Origin of the sequence: Streptococcus equinus (assembly GCF_900104225.1) — a bacterium.
GTDB lineage: Bacteria > Bacillota > Bacilli > Lactobacillales > Streptococcaceae > Streptococcus > Streptococcus equinus_D.
In genome coordinates, this window is record NZ_FNJK01000008.1 from 20,894 (window position 1) to 46,504 (window position 25,611).

Here is a 25,611-nt window from a genome sequence, read left to right on the forward strand (position 1 = left end):
TTGGGCGCATGATAGCTCTATTTTTAGTGAAAAAGGATTTATTATGAAAAAGGTTAAACTAACGATTGCGACTTTGGTGGCCGCTCTTTTTATCTGCTTTGGTGGGAAAGCTCTGGCTTATGACATTACTGTTTCTAACGGTGGTTTAGGGACTTACGAAACTTACCAAATCTTTACCGGTACGCTCTCATCAGATAAGACAACCTTATCAAACATCGAGTGGGGGAACGGTATTACAGATGCTGGTAAAGCTGCTCTTCAAAGCAAATACGGTGTTAGTTCTGCAGCAGAAGTAGCTGAAAAGCTTGATGCTAATAAAGAAAATTCAGGCTATGCAGAAGAATTTGCTAAAACAGCAGGACAATACCTTCAAAATGCGGCTGGTTTAACCGGTCATACGGCTGGTTATTACTTAGTCCAAAATAAAACAGTTGGCAGTAACGAAGCTTATACAAACTATATTTTAGAAGTGGTAAAAGATGTTACAGTAACGCCAAAAACATCTATTCCAAGTGTTACAAAAAAAGTTAAAGAAACTAATGATACAACGGGTTATGTTAGTGAATGGCAAGATTCTGCGGACTATGATATGGGAGATAAAATTCCATTTCAATTGACAGCGACTTTGCCAGATAACCTTGATTCTTATGATAAATACTATTTTGAATTATCGGATAAACTCTCATCAGGTTTGACTTATAACGGTGATGCAAAAGTTTATCTCGTTAATGGTAAAGAAAAAACAGATGTAACAAAATTTTTTACACTTGATGGCTTAAACTTTAAAATTGATAATTTGAAAAACCTTAGCAACCTTATGGCTTCCTCAAAAATCGTGATTAACTACACAGCAACACTTAATGATGGCGCTGTTCTTGGTGCTGAGGGAAACAAAGGTAGCGTAGAATTAATTTATTCAAATAACCCAAATAATACAGGAGTTGGAGCAAGTACTGGTAAAACACCAGAAGAAGCTGTCAAAGTCTACACTTATGAAGTTGTCTTTAAGGAAATTGATAAAAATAAAGAAAGCTTAAAAGGCGCTGAATTTACCCTTTACAAAGTCGTCAAAGACGGCGACACTTATAAAAAAGTAGAAGTTGATAAAAAAACTGTTGGTGAAACAGAAAAATTCTCTTTTAAGGGACGTGACGCTGGTGAATATATCCTCGTAGAAACCAAAACACCAGATGGTTACAATACCATTAAACCAATTGAATTTAAAGTTGTCGCTAATTATGATAGGAAACTAGAAACACCGACAGAACTCTCAGGTGAATCTAAAGATGCCAACTTTGAATCAAACCTTGATGCGGGGTCATTGACTGCTGAAATCATTAGCCGTAAAGGATCACTTCTCCCATCAACTGGTGGTGTAGGAACAACAATCCTTTATACGATTGGTTCACTTTTGGTTCTTGTAGCAGTTGTCCTCCTAATTACTAAAAAACGTATGCAATCTAAATAATTGAAATCTTCTAACCCACGCTATCACTAGCGTGGGTTTTTATTGTGAGAATTTATTTGAGAAAAGAAAAAAACCTTGCTTTCGCAAGGTTTCAGGGATGTGGGAAAATCCTCCCTATAGGGCTCGAACCTATGACCCATGGATTAAGAGTCCACTGCTCTACCAACTGAGCTAAGGAAGGATGAGAAGCTGTATTGGCACCGTGATCCACGATTTGTATTGAACCCGCGATCTACAAGCAGGTGGGCAACTCGCTTCTCCTTAGTCGCTTCCGCGTGTGACGGCTTGCATACTGGAGAAAGACTACTGTTTCCCGAAATACAAATATTTAGTCGGTCAACACATTGATGTGAATTCGTATGCCACAGCAATTAACTTATGTAATTATGATACCACTTTAAAAAATTTTTTCAAGGGGAAAGCCCAAATTTTAGAAAGCGTTTTTTGAAAAAATCTCAGAAAACTTACAGAAAAAAGCTTCTGAACAATTTTTATTTTGAGAGATGATCGATTCGATCTTTGTTAGCGCCTAAGGCACGTTCATATTTACCAGTTTGATTGGGTTCAAAATAATTTTTACCGACCAATTTATCTGGTAAGTATTGTTGTTTAACCCATTTTTCAGGATAGTTGTGAGGGTATTTGTAGCCTTGGGCGTTTCCGAGCTCTTTACTACCGGCGTAGTGTCCATCACGCAAATGACGTGGAATTGGCAGTGTGCCATTTTTGTGAAGATCAGCGATAGCTTTATCAATAGCTTCGTAGGCTGAATTTGATTTTGGTGAGAGTGCAAGGTCAATCACGACATTAGCAATCAAGATACGTGCTTCAGGGAAGCCGATTTTTTGCGCAGCATCAAGGGCTGTAACGGTATGAATCTGAGCATCAGGGTTAGCAAGACCGATGTCTTCATAGGCGATTACAGTGAGTCTTCGAGCAAGACTTGGTAAATCACCAGCTTCAATCAAACGAGCGGCATAGTGAAGACTGGCATTGACGTCAGAACCACGGATGGATTTTTGAAGAGCTGAGAGGACATCGTAATGTCCATCGCCATCTTTGTCCATAGTGATGTAGCTACGTTGCAAACTGTTTTCAACGGTATCAAGACTGATGTGGCGAAGACCTTTATCATCTGGTTTAGTTGACATGACTGCTAGGTCAAGTGAATTAAAGGCTGAACGAAGGTCCCCGTTGGTTGCTGTTGCGATAAAGTCGATAGCATCATCATCGATGGAAACGTCAAAATCAAACCCACGTTCTTTATCAGATAATGCTGTCTGTAAAGCAGACTTGATGTCGTCCGTTGATAGAGGTTCTAGTTCGAAAATTTGTACCCTTGAGCGAATGGCAGGAGTAACTGAGAAAAATGGATTTTCAGTGGTTGCTCCAATCATGATAATATTACCATTTTCAAGCAAAGGTAATAGAAAGTCTTGTTTCGTTTTATCTAGGCGATGAATTTCATCAAGTAGTAAAACCAGACCACCAGAAAATTTGGCTTCTTCAGCGATTTCTTGCAGGCGCTTTTTACTGTCGGTTGTGGCATTGAAGGTACGAAAGGCGTATTTGGTTGCTCCGGCAATAGCACTAGCAATTGAGGTCTTCCCGATGCCGGGAGGACCGTAGAGAATCATGGACGAGAGCATGTTGGCTTCGACCATGCGGCGAATGATTTTTCCTTCGCCTACCAGATGCTTTTGCCCGATAACTTGATCGATGTTTTTTGGGCGCATCCGTAAAGCGAGATTATTTGGCATGTATTTCCTCCAAGTAATAACTGTAGATGAGGTCATCGACGTAAGTGCCGTTTAGGTAGAATTGATTTTTAAGGGTAGCTTCCAGAGTGAAGCCGATATTTTCATAGAATGAACAGGCTCTTTCATTTGATGAGAGTACATGAATGACAATTTTTTTATAATTATCAGCTTTAGCCATGGCAAAGAAAGCTCGGATAAGAGAATGCCCGATACCCTGACCTTGTGTATCTTTGTCGACTGCGACAATGAAGGTTACCACGTGATGTGCGCTAGGGAAAGGATAGTAGGCATGATAATCAAGAACTCCCAAAATAACCCCGTTTTCTTCAGCAACGAGATAATGTGAATGATTCTGAAAGGCTTGAATGATTTTATGTTTATTTGCGGCTGGTAAGCTAGCAGGTGTATTGAAGTTGTCCCAAGTTTTATTTTCCATTGCAACGACTTGTTCAATGTCTTCTAGCTTCATTGGTCGTATTTGCATGTCATTTCCCCTTAAGTATGATAAAATAATTGTAACACAAAAGAAGATTGGAAGAAATTTTTAATGGCTAAATTTGGCTTTTTATCAGTATTAGAAGAAGAAATGGATAAGCACTTCACCTTTGATTATGCCATCGATTGGAATAAGAAAAATCATGCGGTGGAAGTGACTTTTATTTTGGAAGCGCAGAACCAAGCTGCTGTTGAAACCGTGGATGACCAAGGTGAGGTTAGCAGCGAGGATATCGTTTTTGAAGATTACGTGCTATTTTATAACCAAGCAAAATCTAAAGTTGACCATGATGACTACTTGGTGACTGTTCCTTTTGATGCGAAAAAAGGATTCTCACGCGAATTTTTAGCGTATTTTGCAGAAATATTAAACGACGTTGCAACTAAAGGTCTTGATGATTTGATGGATTTCTTAGCAGATGAAAATGCAACTGACTTTGCCCTTGAATGGGATGCTGAAAGCTTTGAAAAAGGCAAAGCAGAGTTGAAAGAAACAGAATTCTTTGCTTATCCGAGATATTAAGATGGTAAAAAGAGGTAAAAATATAAATATGTTTCTGATGGATGGTGAAGTCACTGGTAAGATTAAGTGTACTTTATCCAACTGGACAGGCGTGATTTATAAAATTCCTAGAATTCAGTTAGGTGATTTAAAATCAAGACCTGAGATGAAACAAAGCGGTGTTTATTTTTTATTCGGTCGTGATGATGCTAATCAGCAGGATACAGTTTATATTGGTCAAGCAACGAGCCGAAAGAATGGTGAAGGTGTTTTGTTACGTGTTCAAGAGCATACTAGGGATAATCATGCTGATTATTTCAATGATGTCATTGTATTAACAACGCAAAATAATTCCTTCGGGCCGACTGAAATCAGTTATTTGGAAAACAGATTTACTCAGCTAGCAAATGAAGCAAATCGTTTTGTTGTTCGAAATGGTAACGAACCAAATTCTGGCAATGTAACTGAAGAAAAGCAATCTGAACTGGATGAGGTTGTTGAGAATACAAAAACAATAATTGGAACCCTTGGTTATCGAGTATTTGTTCCAATGATTAACGGTGACAATTCTGTTGATGAAGAGCCAATTGAGGCTGAAACTGTTCTTACTCTTAAACGTAACATTAAGCGATCAAACCGTGAAATTATTGCAACTTGCCGACAGACAGCAGAGGGATTTGTTGTTCTTGAAGGCAGTATGATTGAACTTACAGATGGTAAAGGAATTCCAAAATCTATTCGTGACTTGCGACAAGAGTTACTGAAAGAGGGAATTATCAAGGATGGTATCCTCAAGAAAAATCGATTTTTCAATAGTCCATCTTATGCAGCATCTTTTGTTTTAGGTATGCCTACAAACGGTCGTACTGATTGGAAGGATTCAAATGGATGTACTTTGAAAGAGAGAGAAGAAAATTTATAATAATATGTAAATGTTCAGGTGTTTTATTGTGGATAAAGGGAGTTAATAGCTCCGCCTGAAATAGATTAGATAGAAAGGAATAGGTTCGGTTAGTGTTTTTAACTGAACCCGCCCGAAACAAAATAGAAAAGGAGTGTAAGGATAAGTGTTCAGCTTTGAACACGGACGGAAAACTCGGAAAAAAGATAAGCTTGACTAGTGTCTGTCGACACGTCATCAAGCTTCCTATTTTTCAGTCGTTTTCTAGTCGTCCTTTGTATCAGAATTATGGACAAGTGGCAAGAGTTGACTGTTGAGGTCTTGCGTGATGCAGAAGAGGCTGCGTCAAATATTTTGATTGAATTGGGTAGTCAAGGGGTTGCTATCGATGATAGTGCTGATTATCTTGGTCATGTTGGGAAATACGGAGAAGTTTTCCCAGAAATTAAACAAGTGGAAACTGTGAAAATTACAGCTTACTACCCTGAACACATTGACATTGAAGAAGTTGAAAAAGAAGCGTCTAAACGTTTGGCTGAATTGACACATTTTGGTGTGGATGCTGGTGAGGTTCACTATGAGACACAAGAATTGGCTGAGCAAGATTGGGCTGAAAATTGGAAGAAATATTATGAGTCAACACGTATTAGCCATGATTTGACAATTGTTCCAAGTTGGACAGATTATGAAGCTGGTTCAGGTGAAAAGACGATTCGTCTTGACCCAGGTATGGCTTTTGGTACAGGAACTCACCCAACGACAAAAATGAGTCTTTTTGCGCTTGAACAAGTGCTTCGTGGTGGAGAAACTGTGATTGACGTAGGTACTGGTTCAGGCGTGCTTTCAATTGCAAGTTCACTTCTTGGTGCAAAAGACATTTATGCTTATGACCTTGATGAAGTGGCTGTGCGCGTGGCACAAGAAAATATTGACCTTAATGCCAACACTGAAAACATCCACGTGGCTACTGGTAACCTTTTGCAAGGTGTTGATGTTAAAGCTGATGTTATTGTGGCAAATATCCTTGCGGATATCTTGGTCAACATGACCGAAGATGCTTATCGTCTTGTGAAAGATGAAGGCTACCTTATCATGTCAGGGATTATTTCTGATAAATGGGAAATGGTTCGTAAATCTGCTGAAGATGCTGGCTTCTTCCTTGAAACACATATGGTTCAAGGCGAATGGAATGCGTGTGTCTTCAAAAAAACAGATGATATTTCAGGTGTAATTGGAGGATAAATGCAACAATATTTTGTAGCTGGACAGGCTCAAGACGTCGTTACTATCACAGATAAAGATACGATTAAACACATGTTTAACGTCATGCGTTTAACAGAGGGTGAAGAAGTCGTTCTTGTTTTTGATGATCATGTAAAACGTTTGGCAAAAGTTATTGATAGTGCTGAACATCGTTTTGAGATTATTGAAGAGCTGGATAGCAATGTTGAAATGCCAGTTGAAGTAACGATTGCTGCGGGGTTCCCAAAAGGTGATAAATTGGAATTCCTTGCCCAAAAGGGAACGGAACTTGGCATGGCAAATCTTTGGGCATTCCCAGCAGATTGGTCAGTAGTTAAATGGGATGGCAAAAAGTTAGCTAAAAAAGCAGACAAATTGGCAAAAATTGCGCTTGGTGCTGCTGAGCAAAGCAAACGTAATGTGATTCCTCAAGTCACTCTTTTTGAGAAAAAAGCGACTTTTATGGCTGAGCTTGAGCAGTTCGATAAGATTTTCATTGCCTATGAAGAGTCTGCTAAAGAAGGTGAGACAGCTGTTTTAGCGCGTGAATTGTCACAAGTTAAAGCAGGAGAGAAAATTCTCTTTATCTTTGGCCCAGAAGGTGGTATTTCTCCAAATGAGATTACTGCATTTGAAGAAAAAGGTGGCTTAAAAGTTGGTTTAGGCCCACGTATTATGCGTGCAGAAACCGCTCCATTATACGCATTATCAAGTGTTAGTTATGCTTTGGAATTATTAAAGTAAGAGGTTGAGCAAAAAGTGCTCAGCTTCTTTTTTATATTTTTTGATTGACAGCGCTTTAAAAAATCCTTATGCTAGAGGTAAGAATTTTCAAGGTAAGGGTTAAAATATGGCAACGATAAAGGATGTGGCCAGGATTGCTGGAGTATCTGCTTCAACAGCATCAAGGGCATTACATGATAGTGACATGATTAGCGAAGCAACAAAAGAGCGAGTTAGGCGTGCAATGGAAGAACTGGATTATTCGCCCAATTATTCTGCGCAGAATTTGGTTAATCGTACAACTAATACCATTGGGATTGTTCTACCTGTCCGAGAAAGTCAAGATTCTCTTGGGAATAACCCCTTTTTTATGCAAATCATTCAGGGAATTTCAAGTGTGTGTAGTGAGAATGATTACATGGTTAACTTGGCAAGTGGGCGTACAGATGATGAATTGCGCAAAAATTGTCAGGCTTTAATACGTAGTGGCAATATCAGTAAATTCATCTTTTTATATTCGCGTAAAGATGACCCAGTATTTGACTTTGTAAAAAAACAAAAGAAAGTGTCATGTGTTGTTGTCGGAAGCCCTTATGAAAAAAAGACTCAGACATCAGTCCAGTTTGTGGATAATGATAACTATCAAGCCGGACGAGATGTAGCTGATTTCATGTTGAAAAAAGGGTATGAGCATTTGGTATTTGCCTATACTGACATGAATGAATTGGTGCAGACAGAGCGCTATCAAGGTTGTAGCGACTATCTAAAAGAACAGCAAAAAGAAGGTTTGTCCCTTTCTTTTTCAAGGGTCAAAGAAGAGGAGAACATTCAAAAATTGCAAAGTTTTTTAACTAAGCACCCAAAAACACAAGCCTTTATTGCTTGTGATGATATTATGGCTATTCGTTTGCAACGCTTATTTAAAAACAGTCGTTTGCAAAAATCCTATGCTGTTATCAGCTTTAATAATTCCTTGATTACAGAAATTGCAAATCCTGCATTGACGTCAGTAGACATTTTTCCTTATCAGTTGGGTGAAAAAGCTGCGCAGCTGTTACTAGAAAAAAAGAAACAATCGAAAGTTCAAAAAGTGATTATTCCGCATAAAATTATCGAAAGAGAATCAACGATAGTTGATGAGTTCTAATGCTTGATAACACTAGAAAGGAACAGGGCAAAGGTCAGATTTTCCAAGGGGAAATTTTCTTCTTTGCTCTTTTTGTTTTAAAAAAATTTTCGAAAACGCTTTACAAAATAAAAATACGTGCTATAATAAAAGCATCAAAACAACGCAAACGTTTGCGTAAATTTAAAATGATGCTCAAACCTGAAACTTTAAGGAATCAAGTAATAAAAGTGGCAGTGTTGCTTGGTGATTAAAGCAAATGGTTTCCTAGCAGAAAGGTTTAAGGAGTTATTTTATGAAGAAGGCATTTAAGAAATTGACCAGCTTCGAATTTTGGCAAAAATTCGGTAAATGCTTGATGGTTGTTATTGCCGTTATGCCTGCAGCAGGATTGATGGTTAGTATTGGTAACTCACTTCCGCTAATCAATGCAGATTCCGCTATTCTTGCTACAGTTGGTAACGTTATTGCACAAATTGGTTGGGGGATTATCAATAACCTTCACATTTTGTTTGCCCTTGCTATTGGTGGTAGTTGGGCTAAGGAACGTGCTGGTGGTGCCTTTGCCGCTGGTATCGCATTTATTCTCATCAACCTTATTACAGGGCACGTCTATGGTGTGTCACTTGATATGATTGCTGACGGTAAAAGTGTTGTTCACAATGTCCTTGGTGGCAAGATGCTTGTAGCTGACTACTTTGTTAACGTTCTTGGACAACCAGCACTTAACATGGGTGTCTTTGTTGGTATTATCTCAGGTTTTGTTGGAGCGACAGCTTACAATAAATATTATAACTACCGCAAATTACCTGATGTTCTTTCATTCTTCAATGGTAAACGTTTTGTACCATTTGTTGTTATCTACCGCTCAGTTCTTGTTGGATTGTTCATGTCACTTGTTTGGCCAATCGTTCAATCAGGAATCAACGGTTTTGGTATGTGGATTGCATCATCACAAGATTCAGCTCCATTCTTAGCTCCATTCTTGTATGGTACATTGGAACGTTTGCTTCTTCCATTCGGTCTTCACCACATGATTACTATCCCAATGAATTACACTTCACTTGGTGGTACTTATGAAATTTTGACTGGTGCTCAAAAAGGTACTGAAGTCTTTGGTCAAGACCCACTTTGGTTAGCATGGGTAACAGACCTTATCAACCTTAAAGGTTCAAATCCTTCAGATTACCATCACCTTATGGCAACTGTAACACCTGCCCGCTTCAAAGTCGGACAAATGATTGGTGCAACTGGTACACTTATGGGGCTTAGCCTTGCAATGTACCGTAACGTTGATCCTGATAAGAAGAAAAAATATACTGCTATGTTTATTTCAACAGCAGCAGCTACATTCTTGACAGGTGTTACAGAACCAATCGAATACATGTTTATGTTTGTTGCAATGCCACTTTACGTTGTATACGCAGTTGTTCAAGGGGTGACATTTGCTTTAGCTGATTTAGTTAACCTTCGTCTCCATTCATTTGGTAATATCGAACTTTTGACACGTACACCAATGGCTCTTAAAGCAGGTCTTGGTGGTGACTTAATTAACTTTGTTATTTGCTGTATCTTATCAGGTGTTGTGATGTACTTCATCGCAGACTTCATGATTAAGAAATTTAATTTTGCTACTCCAGGTCGTAACGGTAATTACGACGATATGGATGATGACGCTGCTGCATCAACAACTGGTGCGACAGTATCTGCAAATTCTCAAATCGTTCAAATCATTAATCTCCTTGGTGGACGCGATAACATTGAAGATGTTGATGCTTGTATGACACGACTTCGTGTAACCGTCAAAGATGTCGCACGAGTTGGTGATGAAGAAACTTGGAAAAAAGCAGGTGCTATGGGGCTTATCATCAAAGGCTCAGGTGTTCAAGCTGTTTATGGACCAAAAGCAGATATCTTGAAATCTGATATTCAAGACCTTCTTGATTCAGGTGCTGAAATCCCAACAATCGATTTAGCAGAAGTTAAAGGAAATGATGTAACTAAAGTTTCATATAAAGGCGTGACAGAAGAAGTTCTTTCTGTTGCTGATGGTGAAGTAAAAGCGATCACTGAAGTGAGAGATCCAGTCTTCTCAGCTAAAATGATGGGTGATGGATTCGCTGTAGAACCTGAAAATGGTAATGTCTACGCACCAGTTTCAGGTATTGTGACAAGCGTCTTCCCTACAAAACATGCCTTTGGATTGTTGACAGATGCTGGCCTTGAAGTTCTTGTTCACATTGGACTTGATACCGTTGCTCTTAACGGTGTGCCATTCTCTGTTAAGGTAACAGAAGGTCAACGTGTTCAAGCAGGTGATCTTTTGGTGGTAGCTGATTTGGCAGCTATCAGTTCAGCGGGACGTGAAACAACAATTATTGTTGCCTTCACAAATACAGCAGAAATTAAAGCAGTCAATTTAACACAAACAGGAAACGTCTCTGCTAAAACCCCTGTTGCAAAAGTAGAACTTTAAGCATATATTACTATTAGTGATATAGAGATTGAGGTTAAAACTAAATAGAAGGGGGTCCGAGGTAGGCATCTCGGACTCTCCTTTAACTTGAAGGGAAGAGATATGGCAAAATTTTTAACACTTAATACGCATTCTTGGTTAGAGGCAAATTCGTTAAAAAAATTATTCGATTTAGCTGAAACGATTTATAGTGAAAATTATGACATTATTTGCCTTCAAGAAATCAACCAAGATATTCGTGGGTTAGTAACTAAAGAAGTTGAAGGGTATGAAAAATTACCTGGAAGTCCTGAATTACACCGTGATAATTACGCTCTTCAATTGGTTAACTATCTTAAAAGCCAAGGAAGACATTATTACTGGTCTTGGGCTTATAACCATATTGGTTATGATAAATATAATGAAGGTGTCGTTATTCTCTCTAAAAATCCAATCAAAGTTCACGACATCTTAGTATCTGAAGTGGATGATGAAACAGATTATCATACGAGACGTGTCTTAGTGGCTGAGACAGAAGTTGATGGCAAGCCAATTACGGTGGTGAGTCTTCACATGTCTTGGTTTGGGAAAGGGTTTGAAAGTGAATGGCAAAAGTTGGAGTCAGCCTTGCTTGACTATCCAAAACCTTTGGTATTGATGGGAGACTTTAATAATCCTACTGACACTGCTGGTTATGATATGATTATGAAGAGCCCACTTCATTTACAAGATAGCCATAAAGTGGCTCAAAACATTCAAGGTGATCATACTATTATTGAAGATATTGATGGCTGGGAAGGCAATAAACAGTCACTCAAAGTTGATCACGTTTTTACAAGTACAGATATCGAGATTCAATCTTCAACCGTTGTCTTTGATGGCGGTGAATCTCCAATCGTCAGTGACCATTTTGGTCTTGCTGTCGAACTTAACTACTAATTAATTCTTACCTCCTAATTATTTGTTTGTTTTTTGTAAAAAAATCGCTCCTGATTTCAGGGGCGATTTTGGGTGTTGTGTGTTATAATGGATCCGCAATAATGGCATTAAAATAATAAACGATTAATTATGGAGATAAAAATGAAAAAATTTAACGTAGAAATCGAAGAAGTGCTTCAAAAAATTGTAGAAATTGAGGCAAGCGATGAAAACGAAGCTTTGAAATTGGTAAGCGAACAGTATAGGAAAGAAAATATTGTCCTAGACGAAAATGATTATAAAGGTCATGAACTTAGGGTTATATCCGAATAGAGAACGATAAAAGAGTGAACATAACATTCACTCTTATTTTTTTGTATTTAATTTTTACTCCACAATTGGGCTTTTTAGGTAAGCATCAACGAGGCGTTCTGTTGCTTGGACAGAGTCGATATGTGTGCGTTCGTATGAGTGACTTGATTCGATACCAGCTCCAAAAAGGGCGTGTTTGACTTCGGCACCAGCGCGAAGAGCTGCAGAGGCATCACTACCATAGTATGGGTAGATGTCTAATTTGTATGGAATCTTATTGTCATTTGCCAATTCAACGAGGTGTTGGCGAAGTTCGAAATTGTAAGGTCCAGAACCATCTTTGGCACAGATTGATACGCTGTATTCATCTGTTTGTTGGTCATCTCCCATTGCTCCCATATCGACAGAAAGGTATTCAACGGTTTCTGCTGGAATGCTTGAGTTGGCTCCGTGACCTAATTCTTCAAATGCTGAGAAGTAGAAGTGTGTTGTGTATGGTAAGGTGATATTTTGTGCTTTGTATTCTTTAAGCAATTCAATCAGAATAGCTGCTGATACTTTATCATCAAGGTGACGTGATTTGATGAAACCTGATTCAGTAACGACTACACGTGGGTCAAATGAGATAAAATCACCAACTTCAATACCAAGAGCACGTGTTTCTTTTTCGTTGGTTACTTTCTCGTCAAGACGAACTTCCATGTTAGTTTGGTTGCGTTCAGCAGTACCAGCGTCTTTGTAGACGTGAACTGAAGTTTGGTGCATGAGGATAGTACCGCTAATTTTTTTACCATTTTTAGCAACGTGGATGGTACAATTTTCACCTTCGATAGCGTTGTAGACAAAACCACCGATAAGGTCCATTTTAAGACGACCATCTGGTTTGACAGCACGAACCATGGCACCAAGGGTATCAAGGTGAGCTGTGACCACGCGGTGTTTGCTGTCATCTTTACCAGTGACAGTGACCATAACGCCACCTTTATTTGTGCGGACAGGAGCGTAGCCAAAGCTTTCAAGTTCAGCAATCACGTAATTCATAATGTGACTTGTGTAGCCAGTCGGTGAAGGGATATTTGCAAGTTTTGTAATATAATCAACTGTTGTTTTCATTGCTTCTCCAATACAATCTAGTCATTTATCGGTATTTTCCGATAGTCTAATGCTATTATAACATTTATCAGTAACTTTGTTTCTGCTAAGGGGGAAAGTCATTATGATTGAGCTTGAGCAAGGTTTTGATAATGTTCAACGATAATTTTGGCTAAGCGCTCAATATCTGAACTGGTCCCACGAAGTTCAAAATCTCCAAGCATAGGAAAACCAAATCGTTTGGCGTATTGCTTGGCAGTTAAGCAATATTGTTCGTTAAAATTGCGGTTTCCTGAGCCGATGATACCAAAACAATGTTTGTAGTTATCGTGAGCAGCGATAAAATCTCCCAGCGGATTGGTTAAGATTTCGACATCACCTGAGTCAATGCCGTTGCCACCTTCTAGGTAAGTTGGCAAAATAGCCACAAAAGGTGAGGCTACAGGAAAGGTTTCACGGTTAAGGTCCTTGATATTGATGGCTTTGCTAGAGAGCTGATAGTGGTTCTGAAGATATTCTCCTAAACGTTTCACAAAGCTCTGGACATTGCCACTTAAGCTAATGTAGACGATGGTTAGTGTTTTTTCTGTCATAAGACACCTCATGTGAATAGTGTTTTTAGCCAATTTACCATATTGAAAATAGATAAACAAGCAATTAGCTTGGGGAAATTAGTAAAGTTGAAAAGGAGCTATTGTTGCGAATATTGGACAAACAACCTGACTCTACGTTATAATATGACTATAGTTTAAAAATATTAGTCTATACAAGTAGAGTAGGAGCGATCTATGTCAAAATATGAAGAGATTGCAGGGATTATTCGAAATAGAATTTCAGATGGTACTTATCCGATTGATTCCATGTTGCCAATCCAGTCTGATTTGGCAAAAGAATTTGGTGTCAGTCGAATGACTGTGAAAAAAGCTATTGAGATGTTAACAATCGAAGGTTTAGTCATCTCAAAACAAGGAAATGGAACGAAAGTTTTAAATTCATCGTTTTGGGATAAAGAAGATTCTAAATTCCGATTAAATAATTATAACGGCTTGAGCCACGATATGAAGGATGATCCTCGACAATTAACGAGTCAAATTATTGAGTTTACGGTTGAATTTCCCAATGCGGAAATTGCTGAGCGCCTTCAAGTGGAAGAATCAACGCCAGTTTATAAGATTATTCGATTACGTCTCTTAGATGGTGAGCCGTATGCGCTTGAGCATACTTACATGGCTTGCGATTTAGTTCCAGGTCTGGATGATAGTATTTTATTAGCGTCTGTTTATGATTATCTTTGGAATACTTTAGAGCTTAAATTTGCAGGTTCTTATCGCCATATCACCGCTGAAAAGCCTGATCAATATGATAAGGATTACCTAGATTGTCAAAAGGATGATCCGATTTTGCAAGTTGAGCAAGTGGTTTATTTGGAAAATGGAAGACCAATTGAGTATTCACGCACACGAAATCGTTATGATGTACGAGGATATTCATTGCTAGATGTTAAAAATAGTTAAGAGTCGATGATGTCATTTTAAGTCTGGAGCAGTGTTTCCAGGCTTAACTGTTGAACAGGTAAAATGCCTGAAGGAAAGGAAAAATTATGGCAGAACCATTATTTTTAAAAGCACAAATGCACGATAAAATTTGGGGTGGTACTAAACTTCGTGATGAGTTTGGTTATGATATTCCAACAGAAACGACTGGAGAATACTGGGCTATTTCAGCTCATCCAAATGGTGTTTCAATTGTCGATAATGGGACCTATAAAGGTCAGGGGCTAGATTCACTTTATCGCGAACACAAAGAACTTTTTGGGTACCCAAAATCAGAAGTTTTTCCTTTGTTAACAAAAATTTTGGATGCCAATGATTGGCTTAGTGTTCAAGTTCATCCAGATGATGCCTATGCATTTGAACATGAAGGAGAACTTGGGAAAACAGAATGCTGGTATGTCATTGCTGCTGATGAAGATTCTGAGATTATCTATGGTCATAACGCTAAGTCAAAAGAAGAACTTCGTCAGATGATTGAGTCAGGTGACTGGGATGACTTGTTGACAAAAGTTCCAGTCAAAGCAGGTGATTTTTTCTACGTACCAAGTGGCACAATGCATGCTATTGGTAAAGGTATTTTGATTTTAGAAACCCAACAATCAAGTGATACAACTTACCGTGTTTATGATTTCGATCGTCGAGATGCTGCAGGGAATCTTCGTGATTTGCACATTGAACAATCTATCGATGTTCTAACTATCGGTGAGCCAGCTAACAGCACACCTGTAACGCTTGATGTTGATAACTTGAGTTCTAGCCTTTTGGTGTCAAATGAATTCTTTGCAGTTTACAAGTGGGTAGTCTCTGGCGAGGTTGCTTTTAGTCAAACAGTGCCCTACCTTTTGGTTAGTGTCTTAGCTGGTCAAGGAAGTCTGACGGTGGATAACTGTGTTTATAATGTCAAAAAGGGAGATCATTTCATTCTTCCCAATGACGTTAAAACATGGAAGTTTGATGGTAATCTAGAAATTATCGCTAGTCATCCAAATGAAAAATAATAAGTAAGTATAAATAAAAAGAAATCCGATATTTTCGGATTTCTTTTTATTTTTCAACTTCAAGGTCATACAAACGCCCAGCTTTTTCATAGCGTGTGAAGCGCGTGAGTTGATTTTTTTCATTAACGAAGACAACACGCGGTTTATGCGTTTTAGCTTCTTCTGGCGTAAGGTCAGCGTATGACATGATGATAACGTGGTCGCCAACGTTAACGAGTTTTGCTGCTGCACCATTTAGGCAAATTTCACCTTTACCAGGTTCGCCAGCGATGATGTAAGTTTCTAAGCGGCTACCTGTTTCAACATCAGCAATTTGAACTTTTTCGTATTCTACCATTCCAGCTGTCTCAAATAATTCTGGGTCAACGGTGATACTTCCGACGTAATCCACTTCAGCACCTGTCACCACAGCGCGGTGGATTTTTGATTTTAACATTTGAATGTGCACGTTTTTTCTCCCTTATTCGTAAATGTGATTGTCGATTAAGCGTGTTTTGCCGATATAGACAGCGATAGCATTGAGAACAGGACGGTCAATTTCGCTGACAGGTTCAAGCGTTTTCCAGTCAACAAATTCAACATAATCGATTTTAGCCAAAGGCTCTTTTTCGATGAAAGTTGTCATGGCTTGTTTTAATTTATTAGTGTCTTTTTCACCGTCACGAATCATTTTTTCAGCGAGTGCCAAACTTTGTGAGAGAACTAGCGCAGCTTTTCGTTCGTCAGCTGAGAGATAAGTATTACGAGAGCTTTTAGCAAGACCATCAGCTTCGCGGACAATTGGACAGCCAATGATTTCAAGGTTGAAGTTCAAATCTTCGACCATGTGTTTGATTACAGCTAATTGTTGAGCATCTTTTTGACCAAAGTAAGCTTTATTGGGTTCGACAATATTGAAGAGTTTTCCAACAACGGTACAAACGCCACGGAAGTGAATTGGACGTGTTTTCCCGCAAAGACCTTTTGTCAATGTTGACATGTCAATGAAACTTGAAAAAGTAGGAGAGTACATGTCACTTGGTTCCGGATTAAAAATGAGGCTAGCACCAGCTGCTTCACAGAGTTTAGCATCTTGCTCTAAATCACGTGGGTAGCTTTCAAGATCTTCAGTCGGAGCAAATTGAATGGGATTGACAAAAACGCTGACAACAACGTGGTCATTTTCGGCAACAGCTTTGTCAATCAAGCTCTTATGTCCTTCGTGTAGATAACCCATGGTAGGAACAAGTCCAATAGTTTTTCCCTCTGCTTTCCAAGCTTGAACAGCTTTTCTAACGTCTTCAACAGTGTGAACGATTTTCATGTAATGTCATGCCTCTTTTCTAATTAGTAGAGTTTTTCAATAATACTGTCATCAATGTGATATTCATTATCAGGTGTTGGAAATTTTTGGTTGGCTACATCTTCGATATAAGATGTAACGGCATCTGAAATGAGTGCACCAATATTAGCGTAGCGTTTGACGAATTTTGGTGTGAAATCAGAGAATAATCCTAATAAATCAGCGTAGACGAGCACTTGACCATCTGTTTGATTGCCAGCGCCGATTCCGATTGTCGGGATATCGAGCTGCTTAGTAACGAGTTGAGCTAGCTTAGCTGGGATGGCTTCAAGAACGACGGCAAAAGCGCCAGCTTCTTGAACGGCTTTAGCATCTTCTAAAAGTTGTTTGGCAGCAGCTTTGGTTTTAGCTTGAACTTTAAAACCACCGAAAGCATTGATGTGCTGAGGGGTTAGACCAAGGTGAGCACAAACTGGGATTCCTGCATCAACCATTGCTTTAATTTGTGGGCAGACACTTTTGCCGCCTTCTAATTTGACTGCTTGGCAGTGAGTCTCTTTCATTAAGCGCCCAGCATTTTCCACAGCTTTTTCGACAGATACTTGATAAGACATAAATGGCATATCGACGATGACCAAAGCATTTTTAGCACCGCGGCATACAGCCTTACCATGGTGAATCATATCTTCCATAGTGACTGAAATAGTATCATCGTATCCTAACATGACATTTCCAAGAGAGTCACCAACAAGAATGCTGTTGACACCTGTACTGTCGATTAATTTAGCAGTTGAATAATCGTAGGCGGTTAACATGGTTAATTTCTTACCGTCTGCTTTTGCTTTTTGAAAGCTCAATACGGTATTTTTCATGAGAGTCTCCTTTCGCCAAAAGTCTCAAAAACTTTTAGAATAAAACATGTCTAGCTAACATTATATCAAATATTCAGAAAATTTAAAATTGTAGGTCAAAAATAAGATGAGTAGATTATTTAATGCTCTGTTTCCCTTTCTAGATGGAGCAACTTTTTGTAGAAAAATGTATCATTTGCAAGAAATTGTCAAATAACATTTGGAACTTCGAGGCTTCTAGTTTACAATATAGATAAACAAAAGAGTAAGTACATGAACGAAGGAGAAAAAATGGAAAAATACAACCTCATTGCAAATGATGTTCGCAAGAAAATTTTGGAAGGTGTGTATCAACCAAATGAGCAATTGCCTTTTGAAAAAGATTTTTGCAAAGCATATAAAGTTAGTAAAATGACGGTTAAAAAGGCTCTAGACATTTTAGTTGCAGAAGGTTTGATTTATAAGCGCCGTGGTGCTGGTACCTTTGTCATGGATTTATCGGTTGAAAAAATGGAAAAAATGCTGATGGATATTCAAATGATGGGGACAACAGCTTTTTATCCAGACAAAAAAATTACAAGTCGTGTAATTGATTTTACAGTTGTAAAAGCAAACGCTGAAATTGCAGAGAAGTTAAAAATTAAAGAAACAAGCTTTGTTTATAAAATTCATCGTGTCCGTTTGGTTGATGATAAACCAACAGTTATTGAAGAAACTTACATGCCAATTGATTTGATTACAGGTTTGAAAATCGAGCATGTGGAAAATTCGATTTATGATTACATTGAAAATGACCTTGGCTTGAAGATTCAATCTGGTCACCGAACCATTACGGTTCGACGTGCGACAGATGAAGAAGCTGACTACTTGGCACTTGAACAAGGTGATCCTGTAGCAGTAGCTGTTCAAACAGGTTATTTAACAAATGGAGCTGCGTTTGAATACTCAATTAGTACGCATCGTTATGATGAATTTTCATTGGAGATTGTTTTAACACATCGTTAGCAGTGATCTTGCTACGTAGAAATGGAGAAGAAAATGAATTTAGTCGTGTTTGATATTGGTGGAACTTCTGTGAAATATGGCCATTACCAAGACAGTGCCATTGATAAAAAAGGTTCCTTTCCAACTCCCAAAACTTGGGAAGAAATGAAAGAAAACTTGTATCGTGTCTTTACAGAATTATCAGATGCTGATACCAAAGGGGTTGCTATCTCAAGCCCAGGTGCCGTAGATACTGAAGAAGGTGTGATTAAAGGATTTAGTGCGATTCCTTATATCCATCATTTTAAAATTATCGATGAGTTGGAAGCTATGTTTGGCCTTCCGGTGACTATTGAAAATGATGCTAACTGTGCAGGTCTTGCTGAAAGTAAGTTTGGTATCGGAAAGAATAGCAAAAATGCGATTTATTTCATTTTAGGAACTGGTATCGGTGGTGCCGTTTGTTTGGATGGCAAATTGTACAAAGGAAGCAGTTTGTACGGCGGTGAATTTGGGTTTATGATTATCAAAGATGGCATTACGCTTAGTAATCTTGCTAGCCCAGTTGCAGTCGCTAAAAAATACGCTAAAGAACATGGCTTAACTGATTTTACAGGAAAAGATTTGTTTGATTTGGCAGACGCTGGCAATAGTGATGCTAAAGCTGCCTTATCAGAAATGTATGATGTCATTGCTATTGGTATTTTTAATTGCCTAGTCAGCATCAACCCAGATTTAGTTGGTATTGGTGGTGGTATTTCTGCGCGTGAAGATTTGGTTCCAGAACTTGAAAAACGTCTTCAAAAACTTGTTGAGAAAACAGATGCTCACGGTTTAGACTATCAAGTGAAAACTTGCCAATTCCGAAATGATGCCAATCTCCTAGGAGCTGTTTCTAATTTCTTGGATAGCAAGTAATCATTTGAGGCTTGGATGATTGTCCAAGTCTCTTTTTATTTGGAAAATAAGCCTTTTAAAATGGATAATGCATTGGTATTTTGGGGCGTTTAGTGTTAAAATAATATACAATATAAATCTGTATGCAAAAGAAGAGGTCCTTATGGCAAAAATTGTGAATTTGACGGGTGAAGAGGTCGTTGCCCTAACGGCCCAATATATGAGCGAATCTGATGTGGCAATTGTGCAAAAAGCATTGGACTACGCGACTAAGGCACATATCTCTCAAGTTAGACAATCCGGTGAGCCTTACATTATCCATCCTATCCAAGTTGCGGGTATTTTAGCAGATCTGCACCTTGATGTGGTGACAGTAGCTTGTGGTTTTTTGCATGACGTTGTTGAAGATACTGATATCACTTTGGATGAGATTGAGGCGGAATTTGGTAAAGATGTCCGTATTATCGTAGATGGTGTGACAAAACTTGGTAAAGTTGAGTACAAATCACATGAAGAACAGCTTGCTGAAAATCACCGCAAAATGTTGATGGCTATGTCTAAGGATATCCGTGTGATTTTGGTAAAATTGGCAGACCGTCTCCACAATATGCGTACTTTGAAGCATCTTCGTAAGGACAAACAAGAACGCATTTCACGTGAAACCATGGAAATCTACGCTCCACTGGCTCATCGTTTGGGGATTAGCCGTATCAAATGGGAATTGGAAGACTTGTCTTTCCGTTACCTCAATGAAATTGAGTTCTATAAGATTTCTCACATGATGAATGAGAAACGTCGTGAACGTGAAGCTTTGGTTGATGAGATTGTTAAGAAAATCAAAGATTACACTGAAGAACAAGGGCTTTACGGCGATGTTTACGGTCGACCAAAACACATTTATTCTATTTATCGCAAAATGCGTGATAAAAAGAAACGTTTCGACCAAATCTATGACTTGATTGCCATCCGTTGTATCATGGAGACACCTAGTGACGTTTATGCTATGGTTGGTTACATTCATGAGTTGTGGCGTCCAATGCCGGGCCGCTTTAAAGATTACATTGCTGCGCCCAAAGCCAATGGTTACCAATCTATTCACACGACTGTTTACGGACCAAAAGGACCAATCGAAATTCAAATCCGTACTAAAGAAATGCACCAAGTTGCTGAATACGGGGTTGCCGCTCACTGGGCTTATAAAAAAGGAATTAAAGGCAAGGTAGACAGTCAAGAACAAGCTGTCGGTATGAGTTGGATAAAAGAGTTGGTTGAATTGCAAGACGCCTCAAATGGTGATGCGGTAGACTTTGTCGACTCAGTTAAACAAGATATCTTCTCAGAACGTATTTATGTCTTTACGCCAACAGGTGCTGTGCAAGAATTGCCAAAAGATTCAGGGCCAATTGATTTTGCTTATGCTATCCACACTCAAGTTGGTGAAAAAGCCGTTGGTGCCAAAGTTAATGGCCGTATGGTACCACTAACAGCCAAACTAAAAACAGGTGATGTGGTTGAAATTGTAACCAATCCAAATTCATTTGGACCAAGCCGCGACTGGATTAAGATTGTTAAGACAAACAAAGCCCGTAATCGTATCCGCCAATTCTTGAAAAATCAAGACAAGGAATTGTCCGTCAACAAAGGTCGTGAACTTTTGGTGGATTATTTCCAAGATCAAGGCTATGTGGCTAATAAATACCTTGATAAAAAACACCTTGAAGCTATTTTGCCACGCTTTAGTGTCCGTAGTGAAGAAGCTCTTTATGCGGCCGTTGGATTTGGTGAAATTAGCGCAGCTGCTGTTTTCAACCGATTAACTGAAAAAGAACGCCGCGAAGAAGAACGTGCTAAAGCGAAAGCTGAAGCAGATGAATTGATGAACGGTGGCGAAATCAAGACAGAAAACAAAGATGTCTTAAAAGTTCGTAGTGAAAACGGCGTTATCATCCAAGGAGCTTCGGGTCTTTTGATGCGTATCGCCAAATGTTGTAACCCAGTGCCAGGTGACCCAATCGAAGGTTATATCACCAAAGGTCGTGGGGTTGCTATCCACCGTGCAGACTGTCACAATATCAAGAGTCAAGAGGGATACGAACAACGTCTGATTGAAGTTGAATGGGACGATACTTCTTGTGCCAATAACGATTACATAGCTGAAATCGATATTTATGGTTTGAACCGTTCAGGTCTTCTAAACGATGTTCTTCAAGTCCTTTCAAATGTCACTAAGAATATTTCAACCGTTAATGCGCAACCAAGTAAGGATATGAAGTTTGCTAATATCCACGTCAGCTTCACGATTCCTAATTTGACAGAACTAACAGCGGTTGTTGATAAAATTAAAATTATCCCAGACGTTTATTCCGTTAAACGTACCAATGGGTAGGAAATCATAAAAGGAAATCTAGGGTAAAAGTCCTGGATTTCCTTTTTTAATAAATAATAATATACTTTGAATAATAAAAATCTAATCTTGAAATATTTTTTCAGAAAACTAACACAAAATTTATAAAATATTACAAAAAATATGCAAATAAATAGAAAAGCGAAGATAAAAATTACAGTTTTTTCTTGAATTCTCTAAGGTTGAAGAGTATAATTAAAATCGTAAGATAATTAAGCGCTTACATTTCTGGAGGTTGATTCATTTTGTGAATAGGTGCTGACTAGTGAAAGGAGTACAAATATGGAAAAGAAGTTTACGATTAAACGTCCTCATTATGAAGACGAGTCAGAAAAGCACTATCGCTTTTCAATTAGGAAATTTAATGTAGGTGTTGCTTCTGTTGCGATTTCTGCTTTCATCTTAATTTTTGGTGGAGGAGCAAGTATTGCTGCAGATAGTGTTTCTGATGCGACAAGTTCTGACCAAGTTGTTGAAGTAGAACAGTTGTCAGGAGACACCACCTCGGATGCTGTTACTAATTTGACTGCAGCAGATACAAGTACTCAGGAATCTGCTCCTCAAGTTACAGAAGCTTCGGATGGTGAACAGACTACAGCCGCTACTTCAGAGACACCTGCTGCTGAAGAAACAAATACTCCAGAAACTGTAACTGTTGATACAGCAGTTTTAACTGAAAATGCAAATCCTGATTCAGATCAAGTAGCGACAAATTTGACGGATTCAGGAAGCAATGATGCTCTTACAACGTCTTTGCGAGCTGTAGCACCACAGACAGCTGAAATCAGAACACCGTCAACTGATGGTGTAAATAATCCAACAAAAGAATCTGAATGGATTGTTAAGCCAGATGGTTCAGTAACTTCTGAAACTGGAGCGACAAATGAGGCAACAGATGAGTCAGTTAATAATGCTAAGGAAAAAGCCGGAGTTTATAATCGTGCAATCGCCTCTGATTTGACATATGCGGTATTAAGCCCAGATGGTTCAAAAATCCCAATTGATGCAAACTCTTTTGCACTTGATCCAAACCCAGGTCGTGTAACTATTCTAGTGGGGTATCTCGGAGATCCATATGATGTGATTGCAGGGGTAACTAATACGGATGATGCTCATGTTACTTCGGATGATTACAATGAACGTAATAATCTGGAATATTATATTACGGCTAGTCTTGAACCTAGTTCCGGCGGTAGAATTATTTACCTTAATCTAGTTGATAAAGCTGATAATAATAAGATTGTTGAAACAAAAACTCTTGATATAGATAATCCTTCAACTGTTACTTTTGCGACTCTCGATGCTATTCAAGTAACAACCGAAAAAGCTGAGCCTACAACGGGAGCTACAAATGGGAAATATAACTTGAATTATGTGATGTCTCTTCAAGGTAGTGAAGATAGTGGTTATAACCTTAATATCTCTGCTACAGTTATGGAAGGATTTGTCACGAGTGATGAAGGGCACAACCATACTTGGAGTGTTAATGATACTTCAGTAGGTTGCAACAACCAAAGCGTTTATATTTACAATCTTTCGGAACCTATGCGTGAAGGTTCAGCAGTTAATCACTTTAATGTTCGAATTCCGCAAGGCACTGAACAAAATAACTATTATTATGCTGTAGATTCAGAAACTTACCAAGCTTATTTGAAAAATGATTCAACTTATCTCGATCAGGCTACTGGGAATGAAACATTGCTTGCGCATTTAAAACAATATGGTTATATTGGTCAAGTTTATGAAATAGCAGATGCCCTTGATTTTAGCGATTATGAGTTGGTAGAAACACCCTATGATAATATGAAGTTTATCAATGGTTTGTTGATGGGTGAGTATACTGTAGGTAGTCGAATTCAAGTTGGGAATGGTAATAATGGTATTAAGCGTATTGTTCAATTTGATAGCGAAACAGGTGCTGTTCACTTTGAAGTTTGGATGCTTGATATTAATAAAGAAGGATGGTCTTCTTATCATTACCAAACCTATCCAGTCGAAGAACAAGAAGAACAAAAACGTCGTATTGATTCAATTGTTGATCCAGAAGAGCTAGAAAAAGCTTACACACTTATTTATTCAACGAAGTCTATTGAGTCACCTTCTTATAACGAAGAATGGTACATTATGGATTTGAACGATCCAAATGGTGATGGTAATACATCAGATTCAATGATTGCGCAAGAACGTCGTGAGTTAAGCGCGGTTAAAGATGCAAATCCAGAGCAAATTAAAACAGATGTGGAAAGTGGTAAAAATTCAACAACAGTTAATAATATGCGTTATGTTCATACGCAGCCAGGTTCAACTGGATGGACATATGGTCAGCTTCGTATCCCAATTGCTGTAGGAAGAACTAATACAGTTATTGATGGTGATAAAGAGGTTACTGGTATTCAAATTGGTGGTACTTCTCAAAATCTTCAAAACTCATATGAAGAAAATTTACAAAATGTTCACTGGTACTACGTTGAAAAAGGTAATGTCATTGTTCATTATGAAGATACTGAAGGTAATGTCATTGCAGTTCCACAGGTCGATACAGAACATGGGGATTCAGGTACTGAATATAACACGGCTGATGATTTGAAACCTGCGACTATTGTTGCTGAAGATGGTACTGTATATTATCTAGTTACTAAGGATGATGATAAGGTAGTCAACGGTGTTAAACAAACACTTGCTGAAGATAGTACGGTTAATAATAAATTATCTACCTATACAACGGATGAAACAGGAACCGTTGAAGCTGGTGTAGATAAGAATATTACTTATGTTTATCAAAAAGGTGGCAATGTAGTTGTTCGTTATCATGGTGTTGATAAAGACGGTAATGTCACAGGTGTAATTGCTGACGAACGAGAAGATACAGCTTATACAGCACCAGAAACAGAATATAATACAACAGACCTTCGTCCAACACGAATTGCAACATCAGATGGTAAAATTTATCAATTAGTATCGGTTAACAATACTAATCCGCATATCTATACAGATGGAGAATTGGCTGACGGTGAAAGTACTGATGCTTTTATTTCAGGTGGTGAATCTGGTAATGTAACAGCAGAAAAGACAACTGTTATCAACTACTACTATGAAGAAGTTACGGGTGATGTCAATGTCCATTACTTTGCTGTCGATGAAAATGGTGATGTGATGACATTTGATGATGGTCAACCTCTAGCAGAAAGCGTTGTTGATACCAAAGGTGGTAGTGTAAGTGACCTATATGATACAACAGACCATAAACCGGATTATATCGTTCGTGTTATCTCAGTTGATGAAAATGGAAATGAAGTTACAGAAACCTTTAAACGTGTAGATATTAACAATACAAACCCGCATGCAGTAACAGACGGTGATTCAGAAGTGGGAAAAGTTGCTGAAGGTTCTAAAGATGTTAACTATTACTATGAACTAGTAAAAGGTGATGTTTACGTTCACTACTATGCAGTAGATAAAGATGGTAACCGTATCGACTTTCCAGATGGAAGTCCACTAGCAGAATCACAAGTTGATACTCGTGAAGGTTCAATTGACTCCGATTATGATACAACAGACTTTAAACCAGATACAATTGTTAAAGATGGTGTGACTTATAAACGTGTAGATATTAATAATACTAATCCACATGCGGTAACAGACGGCGAT

The 25,611-nt window shown here is 38.4% G+C and carries 23 protein-coding genes, 1 tRNA gene and 1 other RNA gene; 16 read left to right on the top strand and 9 right to left on the bottom strand.

Annotation, left to right across the window (positions count from 1 at the left end; all coding sequences use genetic code 11):
* Nucleotides 1–43: 43 nt before the first annotated feature.
* The gene (locus BLP98_RS08440) at nucleotides 44–1,468 is read left to right on the top strand and encodes an isopeptide-forming domain-containing fimbrial protein (RefSeq protein ID WP_074482878.1); all 1,425 of its coding nucleotides are present in this window, start codon (nucleotides 44–46) and stop codon (nucleotides 1,466–1,468) included.
* Between the two features lie 108 nt (nucleotides 1,469–1,576).
* Here BLP98_RS08440 and BLP98_RS08445 read toward each other — a convergent pair.
* The 4 genes from BLP98_RS08445 to BLP98_RS08460 form a co-directional block, all read right to left on the bottom strand.
* A tRNA-Lys gene (locus BLP98_RS08445) sits at nucleotides 1,577–1,649 on the bottom strand.
* A gap of 1 nt (nucleotide 1,650) precedes the next feature.
* A non-coding RNA gene (gene ssrS, locus BLP98_RS08450) (6S RNA) lies at nucleotides 1,651–1,842 on the bottom strand.
* Between the two features lie 117 nt (nucleotides 1,843–1,959).
* The gene (locus tag BLP98_RS08455; protein WP_074482880.1) at nucleotides 1,960–3,228 is read right to left on the bottom strand and encodes a replication-associated recombination protein A; all 1,269 of its coding nucleotides are present in this window, start codon (nucleotides 3,226–3,228) and stop codon (nucleotides 1,960–1,962) included.
* Nucleotides 3,218–3,712, bottom strand: a complete 495-nt coding sequence (locus tag BLP98_RS08460) for a GNAT family N-acetyltransferase (RefSeq protein ID WP_074482882.1) — start codon at nucleotides 3,710–3,712, stop codon at nucleotides 3,218–3,220. Before BLP98_RS08460 ends, BLP98_RS08455 begins: the two co-directional genes overlap by 11 nt.
* Nucleotides 3,713–3,775: 63 nt before the next feature.
* Here BLP98_RS08460 and BLP98_RS08465 point away from each other — a divergent pair, with 63 nt between their 5' ends.
* The 9 genes from BLP98_RS08465 (at nucleotide 3,776) to BLP98_RS08505 (ending at nucleotide 11,923) form a co-directional block, all read left to right on the top strand.
* Entirely contained in the window at nucleotides 3,776–4,246 is a 471-nt protein-coding gene (locus BLP98_RS08465; protein WP_074482884.1) for a DUF3013 family protein, read from the top strand.
* Nucleotide 4,247: 1 nt separating this feature from the next.
* Nucleotides 4,248–5,147: a GIY-YIG nuclease family protein gene (locus BLP98_RS08470; protein ID WP_074482886.1), complete on the top strand. Its 900-nt coding sequence runs from the start codon at nucleotides 4,248–4,250 to the stop codon at nucleotides 5,145–5,147.
* A gap of 267 nt (nucleotides 5,148–5,414) precedes the next feature.
* Nucleotides 5,415–6,368, top strand: a complete 954-nt coding sequence (prmA, locus tag BLP98_RS08475) for a 50S ribosomal protein L11 methyltransferase (RefSeq protein ID WP_074482888.1) — start codon at nucleotides 5,415–5,417, stop codon at nucleotides 6,366–6,368.
* Nucleotides 6,369–7,112: a 16S rRNA (uracil(1498)-N(3))-methyltransferase gene (locus BLP98_RS08480; RefSeq protein WP_074482890.1), complete on the top strand. Its 744-nt coding sequence runs from the start codon at nucleotides 6,369–6,371 to the stop codon at nucleotides 7,110–7,112. It begins immediately after the preceding gene.
* Between the two features lie 106 nt (nucleotides 7,113–7,218).
* Complete coding sequence (locus tag BLP98_RS08485; RefSeq protein WP_074482892.1) at nucleotides 7,219–8,238, top strand: LacI family DNA-binding transcriptional regulator; 1,020 nt, start codon at nucleotides 7,219–7,221, stop codon at nucleotides 8,236–8,238.
* Nucleotides 8,238–8,471: a hypothetical protein gene (locus BLP98_RS08490; RefSeq protein ID WP_074482894.1), complete on the top strand. Its 234-nt coding sequence runs from the start codon at nucleotides 8,238–8,240 to the stop codon at nucleotides 8,469–8,471. The genes BLP98_RS08485 and BLP98_RS08490 overlap by 1 nt, the downstream gene beginning before the upstream one ends.
* Before the next feature lie 41 nt (nucleotides 8,472–8,512).
* Complete coding sequence (locus tag BLP98_RS08495) at nucleotides 8,513–10,693, top strand: PTS transporter subunit IIBC (RefSeq protein WP_074482896.1); 2,181 nt, start codon at nucleotides 8,513–8,515, stop codon at nucleotides 10,691–10,693.
* 102 nt (nucleotides 10,694–10,795) lie between these two features.
* The gene (locus BLP98_RS08500; RefSeq protein ID WP_159427432.1) at nucleotides 10,796–11,611 is read left to right on the top strand and encodes an endonuclease/exonuclease/phosphatase family protein; all 816 of its coding nucleotides are present in this window, start codon (nucleotides 10,796–10,798) and stop codon (nucleotides 11,609–11,611) included.
* A 141-nt stretch (nucleotides 11,612–11,752) separates the two neighbouring features.
* On the top strand, nucleotides 11,753–11,923 hold the full coding sequence (locus BLP98_RS08505; RefSeq protein WP_074482899.1) for a DpnD/PcfM family protein: 171 nt from the start codon (nucleotides 11,753–11,755) through the stop codon (nucleotides 11,921–11,923).
* A gap of 54 nt (nucleotides 11,924–11,977) precedes the next feature.
* Here the strand turns inward: BLP98_RS08505 and BLP98_RS08510 are convergent, their stop codons facing one another.
* Together BLP98_RS08510 and nrdI are read right to left on the bottom strand one after the other, a co-directional pair.
* Complete coding sequence (locus tag BLP98_RS08510) at nucleotides 11,978–13,015, bottom strand: M42 family metallopeptidase (RefSeq protein ID WP_074482900.1); 1,038 nt, start codon at nucleotides 13,013–13,015, stop codon at nucleotides 11,978–11,980.
* A gap of 101 nt (nucleotides 13,016–13,116) precedes the next feature.
* Complete coding sequence (gene nrdI, locus BLP98_RS08515) at nucleotides 13,117–13,587, bottom strand: class Ib ribonucleoside-diphosphate reductase assembly flavoprotein NrdI (RefSeq protein ID WP_234792819.1); 471 nt, start codon at nucleotides 13,585–13,587, stop codon at nucleotides 13,117–13,119.
* Between the two features lie 195 nt (nucleotides 13,588–13,782).
* On the opposite strand from nrdI, the gene BLP98_RS08520 reads away from it, so the two are divergent.
* The gene (locus BLP98_RS08520) at nucleotides 13,783–14,508 is read left to right on the top strand and encodes a GntR family transcriptional regulator (protein ID WP_074482902.1); all 726 of its coding nucleotides are present in this window, start codon (nucleotides 13,783–13,785) and stop codon (nucleotides 14,506–14,508) included.
* Between the two features lie 86 nt (nucleotides 14,509–14,594).
* Nucleotides 14,595–15,545: a mannose-6-phosphate isomerase, class I gene (gene manA / locus BLP98_RS08525; protein WP_074482904.1), complete on the top strand. Its 951-nt coding sequence runs from the start codon at nucleotides 14,595–14,597 to the stop codon at nucleotides 15,543–15,545.
* Between the two features lie 46 nt (nucleotides 15,546–15,591).
* On the opposite strand, the gene panD is transcribed toward manA, so the two are convergent.
* The 3 genes from panD to panB are packed head-to-tail and all read right to left on the bottom strand — an operon-like array spanning nucleotide 15,592 to nucleotide 17,699.
* Entirely contained in the window at nucleotides 15,592–15,981 is a 390-nt protein-coding gene (gene panD, locus BLP98_RS08530; protein WP_419177417.1) for an aspartate 1-decarboxylase, read from the bottom strand.
* A 24-nt stretch (nucleotides 15,982–16,005) separates the two neighbouring features.
* Entirely contained in the window at nucleotides 16,006–16,848 is an 843-nt protein-coding gene (gene panC, locus BLP98_RS08535; RefSeq protein ID WP_074482906.1) for a pantoate--beta-alanine ligase, read from the bottom strand.
* A gap of 23 nt (nucleotides 16,849–16,871) precedes the next feature.
* Entirely contained in the window at nucleotides 16,872–17,699 is an 828-nt protein-coding gene (gene panB, locus BLP98_RS08540) for a 3-methyl-2-oxobutanoate hydroxymethyltransferase (protein ID WP_074482907.1), read from the bottom strand.
* Nucleotides 17,700–17,969: 270 nt separating this feature from the next.
* Between panB and BLP98_RS08545 the strand changes: the two genes are divergently transcribed.
* From BLP98_RS08545 to BLP98_RS08560, 4 genes are all read left to right on the top strand, one after another.
* Nucleotides 17,970–18,683, top strand: a complete 714-nt coding sequence (locus BLP98_RS08545) for a GntR family transcriptional regulator (protein ID WP_074482912.1) — start codon at nucleotides 17,970–17,972, stop codon at nucleotides 18,681–18,683.
* A 33-nt stretch (nucleotides 18,684–18,716) separates the two neighbouring features.
* Entirely contained in the window at nucleotides 18,717–19,580 is an 864-nt protein-coding gene (locus BLP98_RS08550; RefSeq protein WP_074482908.1) for an ROK family protein, read from the top strand.
* Nucleotides 19,581–19,722: 142 nt separating this feature from the next.
* Nucleotides 19,723–21,945, top strand: coding sequence for a RelA/SpoT family protein (locus BLP98_RS08555; protein ID WP_074482909.1), 2,223 nt, complete (start codon nucleotides 19,723–19,725; stop codon nucleotides 21,943–21,945).
* Nucleotides 21,946–22,245: 300 nt separating this feature from the next.
* A partial coding sequence (locus tag BLP98_RS08560) for a YSIRK-type signal peptide-containing protein (RefSeq protein WP_142349367.1) occupies nucleotides 22,246–25,611 on the top strand: 3,366 nt, incomplete at its 3' end.